This is a genomic window from Janthinobacterium goodfellowi (assembly GCF_051380695.1).
In the GTDB taxonomy this organism is placed as follows: Bacteria; Pseudomonadota; Gammaproteobacteria; order Burkholderiales; family Burkholderiaceae_D; genus Janthinobacterium.
Genome location: NZ_JBNYXN010000010.1, coordinates 83,084 through 96,889 on the forward strand (window position 1 = coordinate 83,084; position 13,806 = coordinate 96,889).

Annotated in this window: 11 protein-coding genes; 10 read left to right on the plus strand and 1 reads right to left on the minus strand. The window is 63.1% G+C overall.

The features are described 5' to 3' along the window. Window position 1 precedes the first annotated feature (1 nt). The 3 genes from ACQ4WQ_RS27460 to ACQ4WQ_RS27470 all read left to right on the plus strand — a co-directional run bounded on the left by ACQ4WQ_RS27460 (window position 2) and on the right by ACQ4WQ_RS27470 (window position 4,331). On the plus strand, window positions 2-1,189 hold the full coding sequence (locus tag ACQ4WQ_RS27460; protein ID WP_436501389.1) for an efflux RND transporter periplasmic adaptor subunit: 1,188 nt from the start codon (window positions 2-4) through the stop codon (window positions 1,187-1,189). Window positions 1,190-1,194: 5 nt separating this feature from the next. Further along, window positions 1,195-3,189, plus strand: a complete 1,995-nt coding sequence (locus tag ACQ4WQ_RS27465; RefSeq protein WP_436501391.1) for a MacB family efflux pump subunit — start codon at window positions 1,195-1,197, stop codon at window positions 3,187-3,189. A gap of 152 nt (window positions 3,190-3,341) precedes the next feature. Next, window positions 3,342-4,331, plus strand: a complete 990-nt coding sequence (locus ACQ4WQ_RS27470) for an ABC transporter substrate-binding protein (protein ID WP_414654737.1) — start codon at window positions 3,342-3,344, stop codon at window positions 4,329-4,331. 67 nt (window positions 4,332-4,398) lie between these two features. Here ACQ4WQ_RS27470 and ACQ4WQ_RS27475 read toward each other — a convergent pair whose 3' ends face one another. Continuing rightward, entirely contained in the window at window positions 4,399-4,938 is a 540-nt protein-coding gene (locus ACQ4WQ_RS27475; RefSeq protein ID WP_436501393.1) for a hypothetical protein, read from the minus strand. A 335-nt stretch (window positions 4,939-5,273) separates the two neighbouring features. Here ACQ4WQ_RS27475 and ACQ4WQ_RS27480 point away from each other — a divergent pair, with 335 nt between their 5' ends. From ACQ4WQ_RS27480 to ACQ4WQ_RS27510, 7 genes are all read left to right on the plus strand, one after another. Further along, complete coding sequence (locus tag ACQ4WQ_RS27480; RefSeq protein ID WP_070218587.1) at window positions 5,274-6,077, plus strand: cytochrome C assembly family protein; 804 nt, start codon at window positions 5,274-5,276, stop codon at window positions 6,075-6,077. After that, complete coding sequence (locus ACQ4WQ_RS27485) at window positions 6,074-6,328, plus strand: PP0621 family protein (protein WP_326457668.1); 255 nt, start codon at window positions 6,074-6,076, stop codon at window positions 6,326-6,328. The genes ACQ4WQ_RS27480 and ACQ4WQ_RS27485 overlap by 4 nt, the downstream gene beginning before the upstream one ends. Window positions 6,329-6,447: 119 nt before the next feature. Next, window positions 6,448-7,527: a sigma 54-interacting transcriptional regulator gene (locus ACQ4WQ_RS27490; protein WP_436501396.1), complete on the plus strand. Its 1,080-nt coding sequence runs from the start codon at window positions 6,448-6,450 to the stop codon at window positions 7,525-7,527. Beyond that, the gene (gene ampD / locus ACQ4WQ_RS27495; protein WP_436501508.1) at window positions 7,505-8,116 is read left to right on the plus strand and encodes a 1,6-anhydro-N-acetylmuramyl-L-alanine amidase AmpD; all 612 of its coding nucleotides are present in this window, start codon (window positions 7,505-7,507) and stop codon (window positions 8,114-8,116) included. The genes ACQ4WQ_RS27490 and ampD overlap by 23 nt, the downstream gene beginning before the upstream one ends. 391 nt (window positions 8,117-8,507) lie before the next feature. Next, window positions 8,508-11,465: a ribonucleoside-diphosphate reductase subunit alpha gene (locus ACQ4WQ_RS27500; RefSeq protein ID WP_436501398.1), complete on the plus strand. Its 2,958-nt coding sequence runs from the start codon at window positions 8,508-8,510 to the stop codon at window positions 11,463-11,465. A 118-nt stretch (window positions 11,466-11,583) separates the two neighbouring features. Further along, the gene (locus ACQ4WQ_RS27505; RefSeq protein WP_070218582.1) at window positions 11,584-12,735 is read left to right on the plus strand and encodes a ribonucleotide-diphosphate reductase subunit beta; all 1,152 of its coding nucleotides are present in this window, start codon (window positions 11,584-11,586) and stop codon (window positions 12,733-12,735) included. A 366-nt stretch (window positions 12,736-13,101) separates the two neighbouring features. After that, complete coding sequence (locus ACQ4WQ_RS27510; protein ID WP_436501400.1) at window positions 13,102-13,431, plus strand: hypothetical protein; 330 nt, start codon at window positions 13,102-13,104, stop codon at window positions 13,429-13,431. Window positions 13,432-13,806: the final 375 nt, after the last annotated feature.

Sequence of the window (13,806 nt, forward strand, 5' to 3'; positions counted from 1 at the left end):
GATGGCGGCCCGCCTGCCTTCGCGCCGCGCCCGCATCCTCGGCGGCGCGGTCTTGCTGGCGCTGTTCGGCGCCGGCGCGCTGTGGGCCACGCGCGGTCCGGCCACCGTGTTCGACACGGCGCCCGTCAAGCGCGGCAACATCGAAGCAAGCGTCACGGCCATCGGCACCTTGCAACCGCAAACCTATGTCGACGTGGGCGCGCAGGTGTCGGGCCAGATCACGCGTTTGCACGTGCAGCCCGGCAGCGCCGTGGAAAAAGGCCAGTTGCTGGCCGAGATCGACCCCAGCGTGCAGCAGGCCACGGTCGACGCGGGCCGCGCCGCCCTGGCGGGCTTGCGCGCGCAGCTGGCCGACCAGCAGGCGCAGCACCGCCTGGCGGGCCAGCAGCACGTGCGCCAGAAGCAGATGGCCAGGTTCGATTCGACACCCTTGGCCGACCTGGAGACGGCCGAAGCCACCCTGGCCTCGGCTGGCGCCAAGATCGATCACCTGAAGGCGCAGATAGCCCAGACCCAGGCCAGCCTGAAGGCGGACGAAGCGCGCCTCGGCTATACGCGCATCTACGCGCCGATGGCCGGCAAGGTCGTGGGCCTGGACGCGAAAGAGGGGCAAACCCTGAACGCGACCTACCAGACGCCGAACATCCTGCGCATCGCCGATCTGTCGGCCATGACGGTATGGACGGAAGTGTCGGAGGCGGACGTGCGCCGCGTGCGCCCGGACATGCCCGTCTACTTCACCACCCTGGGCGGCGACCAGCGGCGCTGGAGCGGCAAGGTGCGGCAAGTGCTGCCCGCGCCGCCCGTGCCCGGTGGTTCCGCCGCCGGCACGGCCCTGGCGCCGTCGACCAGCAAGGTGATCTTGTATACCGTGCTGTTCGACGTCGATAACGCCGATGGCGAACTGATGCCGCAGATGACGGCGCAAGTGGTGTTCGTCACGGCCGCGGCGAACAATGTGCTGGCCGTGCCCTTGCCGGCCCTGAAACCATCGACGGAAGAAGGCGCTAAGCCGGGGCAGTTCACGGCCCGCGTGTTGGATGCGGACGGCAAGGTCGATACGCGCACCGTCACCGTGGGCGTGCGCAACCGCCTCAGCGCGGAAGTGCTGCAAGGCTTGCGCGAAGGCGAATTGCTGGTCACGGGCGAACAGCCTGCCGGCAGCGGCAGCAGCAGGTTCCAGTTGTGAGCGCGATGAGCGAGGCCGCCTCTCTGGGGGAAGCAGGAGAGCCTGGCCAGCCGGCGCCGCTGATCGAGCTTGCCGGCATCCGCAAGCGCTACGGCGGCCATGACGGCGCGCCGGCCGTGGAAGTGTTGCGCGGCTTGACCCTGGCTATCAGCGCCGGCGAATTCGTCGCCATCGTGGGCGCGTCCGGTTCCGGCAAGTCGACCCTGATGCATCTGCTGGGCTGTCTCGACAGGCCCAGCGACGGCAGCTACCGCTTCGCCGGCCAGGACGTGGCCAGCCTGAATCCCGATGAACTGGCGTGGCTGCGGCGCGAAGCGTTCGGCTTCGTCTTCCAGGGCTATCACCTGATCGCCACCGAATCGGCGCGCGAAAACGTGGAAGTGCCGGCCCTGTACGCGGGCATGCCGGCCGCGGCCCGCCACGCCCGTTCCGAAGCGCTGCTCAAGCGCCTGGGATTGAAAGACCGGCTCGACCACCGGCCGAATCAGTTGTCCGGCGGGCAGCAGCAGCGCGTGTCGATCGCGCGCGCCCTGATGAATGGCGGGCGCATCATCCTCGCCGATGAACCGACGGGGGCGTTAGATAGCAGCAGCGGCGCCGAAGTCATGGCCCTGCTGGGCGAACTGGCCGACGCGGGCCACACCATCATCCTGATCACGCATGACCGCAAGGTGGCGGCCCAGGCGCGCCGCGTGATCGAGATCAGCGATGGCGCAATCGTCGCGGACTCGGGCGCCATCGCCATTCCCGCCACGTCGACGGCCCTGCCGCCGCTGGACATGTCGCGCGCCGCCCACGATACCGGCGCTTCGCTGGGCACGGAATTGCTCGATGCGGCGCGCGCCGCCTGGCGCGTGCTGTGGATCAACCGCTTCCGCACGGGCTTGACCCTGCTGGGCATCGTCATCGGCGTCGCTTCCGTGATCGTCATGCTGGCCATCGGCCTGGGCACGCGCCAGCAGGTGATGGCGCAACTGGGCGCGTTCGGCTCGAACCTGCTGTACATGGCCTCGCGCGGCGAAAGCTCGCGCATCCCCGGGCGCAGCATCACCCTGGCCGACCTCGATGCGCTCAAGGACGTGCCGGGCATTTCCCACGTGCTGCCGAATGTCACGGGCAACAAGGTGATACGCCACGCTAACCTCGACGTGCAGACCTATGTGCGCGGCACGGGCCCGGCCCTGCCGCAGATCCAGACCTGGCCCGTGGCCAAGGGCGGCTTCTTTACCGAGGAGGACGAGCGCGAGATGGCCACCGTGGCCGTGCTGGGCGCGCACCTGGCCGAAAAGCTGATGCCCGACGTGCCCAATCCCGTGGGGCAGAGCATCCTGATCGGCAACGTGCCGTTCCAGGTGATCGGCGTGATGAGCGCGAAGGGCGCGCTGACGGGCGAGAAGGATGAAGACGATGTGCTGCTGCTGCCGTTTTCCACTGCCGGCATCCGCGTCTTCGGCCAGCGCGAGCCCACGTACACGGTGATGGCGGTGGCCGACGTCAAGCGCGTGACCGAGGTGGAAGCAGCGGTCGACGCCACCATGTTCGAGCGCCACCGCATCCGCGACTACGGCATCAGCAACGCGGCCGCGTCGATCGCCGCCGAAGCGAAGACGCAGGACAACATGACCATGATGCTCAGCCTGATCGCCGCCGTCTCGCTGGTGGTGGGCGGCATCGGCGTCATGAACGTGATGCTGATGACGGTGCGCGAGCGCACGCGTGAAATCGGCATCCGCATGGCGACGGGCGCGCGCCGGCGCGACATCCTGCGCCAGTTCCTCACCGAAGCCGTGCTGGTGTCGGTGGTGGGCGGCGTGGCCGGCATCGTGGTCGGCGTGACGGTGGCCGGCCTGCTGCTGGTCTGGGACGTGCCGGTGATCTTTTCGCTCAGCGCCATCGCCGGCGCCTTTGCCTGCGCCGTGGTGACGGGGCTGGTGTTTGGCTTCATGCCGGCGCGCAAGGCGTCGGGACTCGATCCGGTGGTGGCGCTGGCGGGACAGTAGCTGCCGGCCGGCCCTTGCCGCCTCCGGGCAAGGGCCGGCCGCCGGCAAAAAAAATGTTGCCCTGGCTCTAACACGCGGTACTATCTCCCCATAATAAAAATGCCGTGTCTTATGCCCTGGCGGGCACATACCAACCACCACAGGAGAACCCGATGCAGAAAAAATCCACTTTGAAGACCGGTATCGCCGCCGCCCTCATGCTGGCGTTCGGCATGGGCGCCGTGCAGGCGCAGGCGCAGGAAGTCGTGCGCCTGGGGAATTTGAAATTCGCCCATTACGGCGCCGTGTCGTACATCAAGGAAATTGCGCCCAAGTGCGGCATCAAGGTCGAAGAGCATATCTTCGCCAAGGGCCTCGACGTGATGCAGGCGATTATCGCTGGCGAGCTGGACGTGGGCGCGACGGCGTCCGAAGCGGCCATTTCCGGTCGCGCCGGCGGCGCGCCGATCTATGTGGTGGCCGGCTTTGCCAAGGGCGGCGCGCGCCTGGTGGCGGGCGCGGGACAAAAGATCGCCAGCGTCAAGGAACTCAAGGGCAAGCGCGTGGGCGTGACGCGCGGCGGCATCCAGGAAGTGCTGCTGCTGGCCGAGCTGTCGCAGGCGGGCCTGACGTATTCCGAAACCAAGGGCAAGGATGTGCAGCTGGTGTTTCTGGCCTACGCCGACTTGAACCAGGCGCTGATGGGCAAGAATATCGATGCCATGATGCAGTCGGAACCGCAATCGTCGCAGGCGATCAACAAGGGTTTTGGCGTGGAAATCCTGAAACCGTACGATACGCCGATCGGCGAACCCGTGCGGACCATGGTGATGACGGAAAAGTTCTACAAGGAACGCCGTCCGGTGGCGGAAAAATTCATGCGCTGCTTCGTCGAAGCGACGAAAACTTTTATCGACAACAAGGCAACGGCGGAAAAGTATGTGCGTGAAGTCGTGTTCCGCGGCCAGATCACGAAGGATGACTTCGACGACGCGATCAGCAATTCGCCGTATTCGTACGACATCTCGCCCGAACATATCCAGGTCACCACGGACGTGATGGTGAAAACGGGCGTGGGCCGCATGACGAAGCCGCCCGTGGCCAAGGACTGGGTCAAGACGGACTTGCTGGAGCAGGCGAAAAAGAGCCTGAACGTGAAGTAAATCAAGCAACCATTAAAAAACCTCCGTGCCAGCGATGGCGCGGAGGTTTTTTTGTGGAGGCGTGGCCTTAGCGGGCGTTAAAACCCATCCAGCCTTTTTCCGTCTGCCGGAAGCTCAAGGTGTAGATGCGCGTCAGTTCATCGCCCTTCTTGAGCTGGCGGCTGATGATGGCGCCGTAATTGTCTTGCACGAGCTGGTCCGACCATTGCAGCAGGTTCTCGAAACGCTCGGGCGTCATCGCCGCCTGGCGCGCCAGCAGCGGCGCGGGAATCGCCTTCCTTTCCTGCTGCTGCGTCCAGAATTCGCGGAACACCTTGTTTTCGCCGCCCATGCCGCGCGCCATCAGGCCCAGGCCCATGGTCATGCCCACGGAGCCGTCCGTCTTGGCCTGCGCCTCGAGCTTGTCGGCCACGTCGGCCAGCAATTCCAGGTAGCCCACCCTGGCGCGCAGCACGGCCGAGCCCTTGATTTCATATTGTTCGTTTTCTTTCCAGCCATTGAGCTTTTCCAGCTTCGCGATGTCGAAGTAATCCTTGTACAAGTCATAGCCCTGGATCGAGGTACGGAAATACTCTTCGTAGGTGGATTGGGACGGCGCATCTTTCATGCAGCCGCTTAATATAGTGCAGACGGCCAGCAGGAGGCAGGTCCAGGAAATTTTTTTGAAAGAAAACATGGCGGCGGCGGGGGACGAGTGGCGAAAGGTGGACGATTGTTGCTCTATGGACATAATTATAGGACTGGCTAATCAGGATGGCAACGTGGCCCCGACGCGGCGACCGTACATGGAAGGAAAGATTGCCGAAATCTTGAGGGTGCGCCACCCCGTCGCGCCCGAGGCGCGATATCATGGCAGGCTTGCGGTATCGGCGGCCGGCGAATTGCCTGCAGCCCATACTGTCGCTTGAATCGCGCTTGCCGGCTATGGTGTAAACTTAAACTATGCAGATCTATTTCTTTTTCATCGCCGCCCTGTTGTACGCGGCGTGCGCGGTGCTTCCCTCGTCCCGTGCCCGGCTCATTGCCGGCCTGACCGGCGTCGCCTGGCTGGCGCACGCGGCCACCCTGTGGTTCGACCTGATGGCGCCGGGTACCTTGCGCTTCGGTTTTTCCGCCATGCTGTCGGCCGCGCTGTGGGTTTCGGTCGGTGCCTACTGGATAGAGAACCGCAATTTCAGCCTGGACGGACTGCGCCGCATGGTCATGCCCAGCGCCGTCATCGCCATCGGCCTGGCCTGGGCCTTTCCCGGCAGCCAGGTCAGCATGGAAGGCAAGTCGGCCGTCTTCGGCTGGCATATCGCCGTGGCCGTGCTCGCGTACAGCACCTTGACGATCGCCGCCTTTCACGCCGTGCTGATGGCGCTGCAGGAATCGCGGCTGCATACGCGCAGCGAAAGCCGCGGCTTTATCGGCAGCGCGCTGGACCAGCTGCCAGCCCTGCTGACGATGGAAAAGCTGCTGTTCCGCATGATCGGCCTGGGCTTTATTTTGCTCAGCCTGACCGTGCTGTCGGGTATCGTGTTTTCCGAGCAATTATTTGGCAAGGCGCTCAACTGGGATCACAAATCGGTGTTTACCATGCTGTCGTGGCTATTGTTTGCCGCCCTGCTGGCAGGGCGCCGCTTTCGCGGCTGGCGCGGCAAGACGGCCCTGAGCTTCACCCTGGCCGGTTTCGCCACCTTGCTGCTGGCCTATGTTGGCAGCCGTTTTGTACTGGAAGTGGTTTTACACCGAGGATTCGCATGACACGTGTTTTATTCTGGCTGGCGCTGGTGTTCCTGGTGCTGTTTGCCATCCGCAGCAAGATCCGGGGCATGCAGCAGCGCGCCCGCGCGCAGCAGCAGCCGAATCCGTTTGTGCCGCCGGGTCGGCCGCAGGAATTGCCCGATGCCGAGCTGATGCTGTGCTGCGCCCACTGCGGCGTGTACTACCCGGCTTCGGAAAACGTGCAGGCCAAGGGCCACGATTACTGCAGCCACGCGCACGCCACCTTGTAAGGGCAGGCCCGCAGGTGCGCGCGCGTTGCTCATCCGTATCGTAACGACCTCCGGCATCCATCCGGCGTAGCATCTGCAGCAGGCGGTTCGCCACCGCCATTGCAGAAAGGCGCGCTCCCATGTCCAGTCCCCGCACCAGCCAGCAGACCGTGACCACCGCCGGCATGCCGCCGGCGCCGCAACTGAGCGGTAATTCGCTGCCCATGCAGGCGCTGCGCGCGCAGATAAGCCGCATCGCCCGCTGCGGCGCGCCCGTGGCCATTCGCGGCGAATCGGGCACGGGCAAGGAATTGGCGGCGCGCGCCATCCATGCGCAGGGTGCGCGCGCCGGCTTGCCGTTTATCGCCGTCAATTGCGGCGCCATACCCGACGCGCTGATGGAAGCGGAATTCTTCGGCTGCCGCCCGGGCGCCTATACGGGCGCGCTGCACGAACGCCAGGGCTTGTTCCAGGCGGCCCATGGCGGCAGCCTGCTGCTCGACGAAGTCGACGACCTGCCGCTGGCCATGCAGGTAAAACTGCTGCGCGTGCTGCAGGAGCGCCGCGTGCGCAAGCTGGGCGGCAGTACGGACGAGGCCGTCGACGTGCGCATCCTGTGCGCCAGCCAGCATGGCCTGGCGCGCGGCGTGGCCGCCGGCACGTTCCGCCAGGATCTGTTTTACCGGCTCAATGTGATCGAGCTGGCGCTGCCGCCGCTGCGCGAGCGGCGCGGCGATCTGCAGGTATTATGTGAGGTGATCCTCGCGCGCCTGTCGCCACGCCGGACCGTGAGCCTGGCGCCGCCCGTGCTGGCGGCCCTGGCCGCGTATGCATTTCCCGGCAATGTGCGCGAACTGGAAAACGTGCTGGAGCGGGCGCTGGCCTTTGCCGACGGCGGCGTGATCGAACTCGACGGGCTGGCCTTGCCGTCCGGGCCGGGCAGCATGCCGTTGCGGGCGGCGCCGGCTCTGCCGGCCGCGTCGGAGCGGCAACTGTGCCTGCCCGGCATGGCGGCATATGGCGTGGCCCCGGTCCTGCCGCTGGACGTGTATCTGCGCCAGGCCGAGCGCGCCATGATCATGCAGGCGCTGGTGCAGGCGCGCTATCACCGTGCGCGGGCGGCGCGCCAGCTGGGCTTGAGCGTGCGCCAGTTGCGTTACCGCATGCAGAAATTGACGATACAGGAAGCCTTACTTGATGAGCGCATGGACGATAGATGAAGACGGCTGGTGCGACGGCGCGCTGCGCTATGACTCGCCGTACCACGATGCGCGCCCGGCTGGTGCGCAAGTCGACTTGCTGGTGATCCATAACATCAGCTTGCCGGGCGGACACTTCGGCGGACCGCATGTGTCGGACTTGTTTACGGGCCGCGTAGATTATAATGCCGATCCTTCTTTCGCCGACCTGCGTGGCTTGCAGGTGTCGGCGCACTTTTTTGTGCGGCGCGATGGCACGCTGTTGCAATATGTTTCTACTGATCAACGTGCCTGGCATGCGGGCGCGTCCATGTTCGAAGGACGCCCGCAGTGCAATGGCTATTCGATCGGTATCGAAATGGAAGGCTCGGACTTTGTGCCCTTTCAGCGGCAGCAATACCGCGTGCTGGCGCTGCTGACGGCGGCGCTGGTGGCACGCCACGGGCTGTCCCAGGTGCGCGGCCACGAGCATATCGCGCCGGGGAGGAAGACGGATCCGGGGCCGTTTTTTGACTGGCATTTTTACCAAGTATGCTGGCTGGAAACCCTGCACGGACAGCCTGCGTTAGCGCTTACTTCGCGGGGATTGGGCTTTCCATCCCTACCCTGAAAAGTCAACCGAAATCGTATATGAAAATACAAAAAATTACGCCGACGGATGCCGGAAAACTATTGCATCGCCCTTCGATGGGCACTACAATTAGTGCAGAAGTTGGATGTAAAGACTATATCTAGTGCCATCACAGACGTTTTCAGAATTATTGTCAAAGCTACCCGGATTGCTGATAAAGCACTGGAACTGGCGGTTTATCACCCTTGATCGTGTTTCGCGCCAGCCGGGCAGTACGGTGTGGCGCTATGGATACTGAGCTGTTTTATGCATTACAAATTTACTATTTAGCAATAAATACCTGAAGAAGCCCTGACCATCGGGCGTTCTATTCAACAACACACGCGGCGGCAAAACTGCAGGCTGACTTTAGCTGACAACGGGAGCTTCAATGCAATCACCACAAGATATTTCTATCCATCCAACGCCAGTATCGCCAGCGCCAGGCGCGGCCAACAGCGTGGCGAGCACGGGCGCGGCATTGGGCGACTATCGCATCATCCGCCGCAACGGCGCGGTGGTGGCATTTGAGCCTTCGAAGATCGCCATCGCCATGACCAAGGCGTTTTTGGCCGTTAACGGCGGCCAGGGCGCAGCCTCGGCACGCATCCGCGAACTGGTGGAACAGCTGACCGACGGCGTCGTCGCCGCGCTGGTGCGCCGCCATCCGGGCGGCGGCACCTTCCATATCGAAGACGTGCAAGACCAGGTGGAACTGTCGCTGATGCGTTCGGGCGAACACGACGTGGCGCGTGCCTACGTGCTGTACCGTGCCAAGCACATGGAAGAGCGCCGCCTGCAGAAGGAAGCGCAAGGCGCGTCCGCACAAGTTTCCGCACCACAATTAAATGTCACCGACAACGGTGTGCGCCGCCTGCTGGACATGCAGGAAGTGCGCGACCTGATCAACGCCGCCTGCGCCGGCCTGGAAAAGCACGTCGATGCCGACGCCATCCTGGCTGAAACGGTGAAGAACCTGTACGACGGCGTGCCCGTCGAAGAGCTGCACAAGTCGGCCATCCTGGCGGCGCGCGCGCTGATGGAAAAAGACCCGGCCTACAGCCAGGTCACGGCCCGCATCTTGCTGCACACGGTGCGCAAGGAAGTGTTCGGCAAGGAAGTGCCGCAAGCGGCCGCTGCCGCAGAATATCTGACGTATTTCCCGCAATATATCGCCAAGGGCATCGCCGCCGAGCTGCTGAACCCGGTACTCGCCAGTTTCGACCTGGAACGCCTGGCGAAGGCCATCGTTGCCGACCGCGACTTGCAATTCGGCTACATCGGCCTGCAAACCCTGTACGACCGCTACTTCCTGCACATCCAGGACGTGCGCATCGAAATGCCGCAAGCGTTCTACATGCGCGTGGCCATGGGCCTGGCGCTGAACGAAGCGGACCGCGAAGCGCGCGCCATCGAGTTCTACAGCCTGCTGTCCTCGTTCGACTTCATGAGCTCGACCCCGACCCTGTTCAACTCGGGCACCCTGCGCTCGCAGCTGTCGTCGTGCTACCTGAGCACCGTCTCCGACGACCTGGAAGGCATCTACGACGCCATCAAGGACAACGCGCTGCTGGCCAAGTTCGCCGGCGGCCTGGGCAACGACTGGACGCCGGTGCGCGCCCTGGGCGCCCACATCAAGGGCACCAACGGCAAGTCGCAAGGCGTGGTGCCGTTCCTGAAAGTGGTCAACGACACGGCCGTGGCAGTCAACCAGGGCGGCAAGCGCAAGGGCGCCGTGTGCGCCTACCTGGAAACCTGGCACATGGACATCGAGGAATTCCTCGACCTGCGCAAGAACACGGGCGACGACCGCCGCCGCACGCACGACATGAACACGGCGAACTGGATTCCCGACATGTTCATGAAGCGCGTCATGGAAAAAGGCGAGTGGACCCTGTTCTCGCCGTCGGACACGCCTGACCTGCACGACAAGGTCGGCAAGGCCTTTGAACAGGCTTACCTGGGCTACGAAGCCAAGGCCGCCGCCGGCGAAATCCGCGTCTTCAAGAAGGTCCAGGCGCTGGACCTGTGGCGCAAGATGCTGTCGATGCTGTTTGAAACGGGCCACCCATGGATCACGTTCAAGGATCCTTGCAACATCCGCAGCCCGCAGTCGCACGTCGGCGTCGTCCACAGCTCGAACCTGTGCACGGAAATCACGCTGAACACGGGCCCTGACGAAATCGCCGTCTGCAACCTCGGTTCCGTCAACATGCCGGCGCACATGAAGGAAGGCAAGCTCGATCACGTCAAGCTGGCCAAGACCATCCGCACCGCCATGCGCATGCTCGACAACGTCATCGACATCAATTACTACGCCGTCGAGAAGGCGCGCAATTCGAACATGCGCCACCGTCCGGTCGGCATGGGCGTGATGGGCTTCCAGGACTGCCTGCACATGATGCGCGTGCCGTTCGCCTCGGACGCGGCTGTCAGCTTCGCCGACACCTCGATGGAAGCCGTCTGCTACTACGCCTACCTGGCGTCGACGGAACTGGCCGAAGAGCGCGGCCGCTATGAGTCGTACGCCGGTTCGCTGTGGGACCGCGGCATCCTGCCGCAGGACTCGGTCAAACTGCTGGCCGAAGAGCGCGGCGGCTACCTGGAAGTCGATTCCTCGTCGGCCATGGACTGGACGCCGGTGCGCGAACGCATCGCCAAGTTCGGCATGCGCAACTCGAACTGCGTGGCGATCGCCCCGACGGCGACGATTTCGAACATCATCGGCGTCTCGGCCTGTATCGAGCCGACGTTCCAGAACCTGTACGTGAAATCGAACCTGTCGGGCGAATTCACCGAGATCAACGGCTACCTGGTGCGCGACCTGAAGGCGCGCGACCTGTGGGATGAAGTCATGATCTCCGACCTGAAATACTTCGACGGCTCGCTGGTGAAGATCGACCGCATCCCGCAAGACCTGCGCGACATCTACGCCACCGCCTTTGAAGTGTCGCCAAGCTGGCTGGTGGAAGCGGCTTCGCGTCGCCAGAAGTGGATCGACCAGGCCCAGTCGCTGAACATCTACATGGCTGGCGCTTCGGGCAAGAAGCTCGACGAGACCTACAAGCTGGCATGGCTGCGTGGCCTGAAAACCACCTACTACCTGCGTACCATCGCCGCTACCCACATGGAGAAATCGACCTCCAAGACGGGCGCGCTGAACGCCGTGGCAGTCGATGGCGGCATGTCGGCCAGCGCACAGAGCGCCCAGGCGGCCGTCGTGGCGGCAGCCGCTGCCGCCGTGGCGCCGGTGGCAGCCGTGGCAGCGGCGGCGGACGACGCCGATGGCGAAGCCTGCTACCTGCGCCCGGGGGATGACGGTTTCGAGGAATGCGAAGCCTGCCAGTAAGATTTTAGTTGTCAGCCCAGAACTTCTGGGCTGATTCAATGTTGTCAATGTCCGCATTGTCCGATACAACGGGCCTGTTGCGGACCGCCGGCTCGCCGGCATGGAAAGGAAGAAGAATATGTCGTTGTCTTGGGATGATGAAACTACGTCGGCAGCTGTGCCGCGTCCGGCGCAGCAAGCGCCACTGGGAAATACCGATTTGAACCTGCCGGCCGGCGCCGAGCCGTCCGAAGCGAACGCCGAGCAAGTGGCGCGCCGCGTGAATGCCGACGACAAGCGCATCATCAACGGCAAGACGGACGTCAACCAGCTGGTGCCGTTCAAATATAAATGGGCGTGGGACAAATACCTGGCCGGCTGCGCCAACCACTGGATGCCGCAGGAAGTAAACATGCAGCGCGATATCGAGCTGTGGAAGAACCCGAACGGCCTGACGGACGACGAGCGCCGCCTGGTCAAGCGCAACCTGGGCTTCTTCGTGACGGCCGACTCGCTGGCCGCCAACAACATCGTGCTGGGCACCTACCGCCACATCACCGCGCCCGAGTGCCGCCAGTACCTGCTGCGCCAGGCGTTCGAGGAAGCGATCCACACGCACGCCTACCAGTACATCGTCGAATCGCTGGGCCTGGACGAAGGCGAGATCTTCAACGCCTACAACGAAGTCAAGTCGATCCGCGACAAGGATGAATTCCTGATCCCGTTCATCAACACCCTGACCGACCCGGCCTTCGTCACCGGCACGGTGGAAAACGACCAGAAGCTGCTGAAATCGCTGATCGTGTTTGCCTGCCTGATGGAAGGTTTGTTTTTCTACGTCGGCTTCACGCAGATCCTGGCGCTGGGCCGCCAGAACAAGATGATGGGCGCGGCCGAGCAGTACCAGTACATCCTGCGCGACGAATCGATGCACTGCAACTTCGGCATCGACTTGATCAACACGATCAAGATGGAAAACCCGCAGCTGTGGACGGCCGCTTTCCGCGAAGAGATCAAGGACCTGTTCATGAAGGCCGTGGAACTGGAATACGCGTATGCGGAAGACACCATGCCGCGCGGCGTGCTGGGTCTGAACGCGCCAATGTTCAAGGGCTATTTGCGCTTCATCGCCAACCGCCGCGCGCAGCAGATCGGCATCGAGCCGCTGTTCGCCCAGGAAGAAAACCCGTTCCCGTGGATGAGCGAGATGATCGACATGAAGAAGGAACGTAACTTCTTCGAGACGCGCGTGACGGAATACCAGACCGGCGGCGCGCTGAACTGGGAATAAGCCAGTATTGAAGTCAATGTACAAGGCGGGTGTTGCATCCCGTTTTGCCAGAAGCGCCGTCATGTGACGGCGTTTTTCTTTTGTGGCGGAACATTTTCCCGGTTCGACCACATCCCGACCAACCTACGTCGCAGTCAATGTGTCGAACGGCCAGCCGCCGCCCGACACTCCGCCCGTCTTCCCCAGCCTGATGCCCTGCCAGTCCTTCCACTTCGGTTGCACGCCGATCCTGGCACTGGGTCGACAGAGCTCGATGGTGGCTACGTCAAAAGTGCACTTCCTGCGCGACGCATCGATGCACGGCGGATTCGGCATCGGCTTGCCCAACACGCTCAAGATGGCAGCCCGCAGTTGTGGACGAGCGAGATGATCGACGTGGCGAAGGGACGCGACTTCGTCGAGACGCCTGTGATGGAACAGCAGGCCGGCGGCGCGCCGAAGCGGGAATCAGCCCGCGCTCTCAAGCCCAAAACGCCGTCACATGACGGAGCTTTTTTCTCGTGCTGGCGCAGAAAAATTGCGTCGCCGCGGCGTGCTGAAAAGCGCCATCGGCAGGGCGCAAAAATGCGCGCGCATCGGGCGTTGCGAAGTGGCCTGCGCCGAGCTTTTCGGATGTTGAGCGCGGCCGCATCGCGGGCCGAAAATATCGTTTCCGGACACGCTGGCGGCGGCATTTGCCGCGCGATTGTGCGATAGCACGCGTATCGTGCAAAAAAGGGGGCGAAAACGTGTCGTGCCGGTTGCGCATTGACAAGGTTTTCGTGTACTTTATGAGATTGCAAATGCGAGCGTTAGAATGCGGGGTTTTTTAACCAGCGCGGTAGCGAAAAAACCTCGCAAAACAGGGATACAGATTTACACGGATATGCACAAAACCACACCGTTTTCGTCTGCCGCCGTGCCCGAATTTTTTTCAGGCATGGCGGTTTTTTATTTGACGCATCGGTGTTGTGGCGAGCGCGATGCGAGGAGCGAAAAAACGCACGGCATCGAAACGAATGACCGAATTCAGACTTTGCCACCAGCTGCGAGATAAAGCAGGGTGGCACCGACGATGGCTGAAGTGCTGCA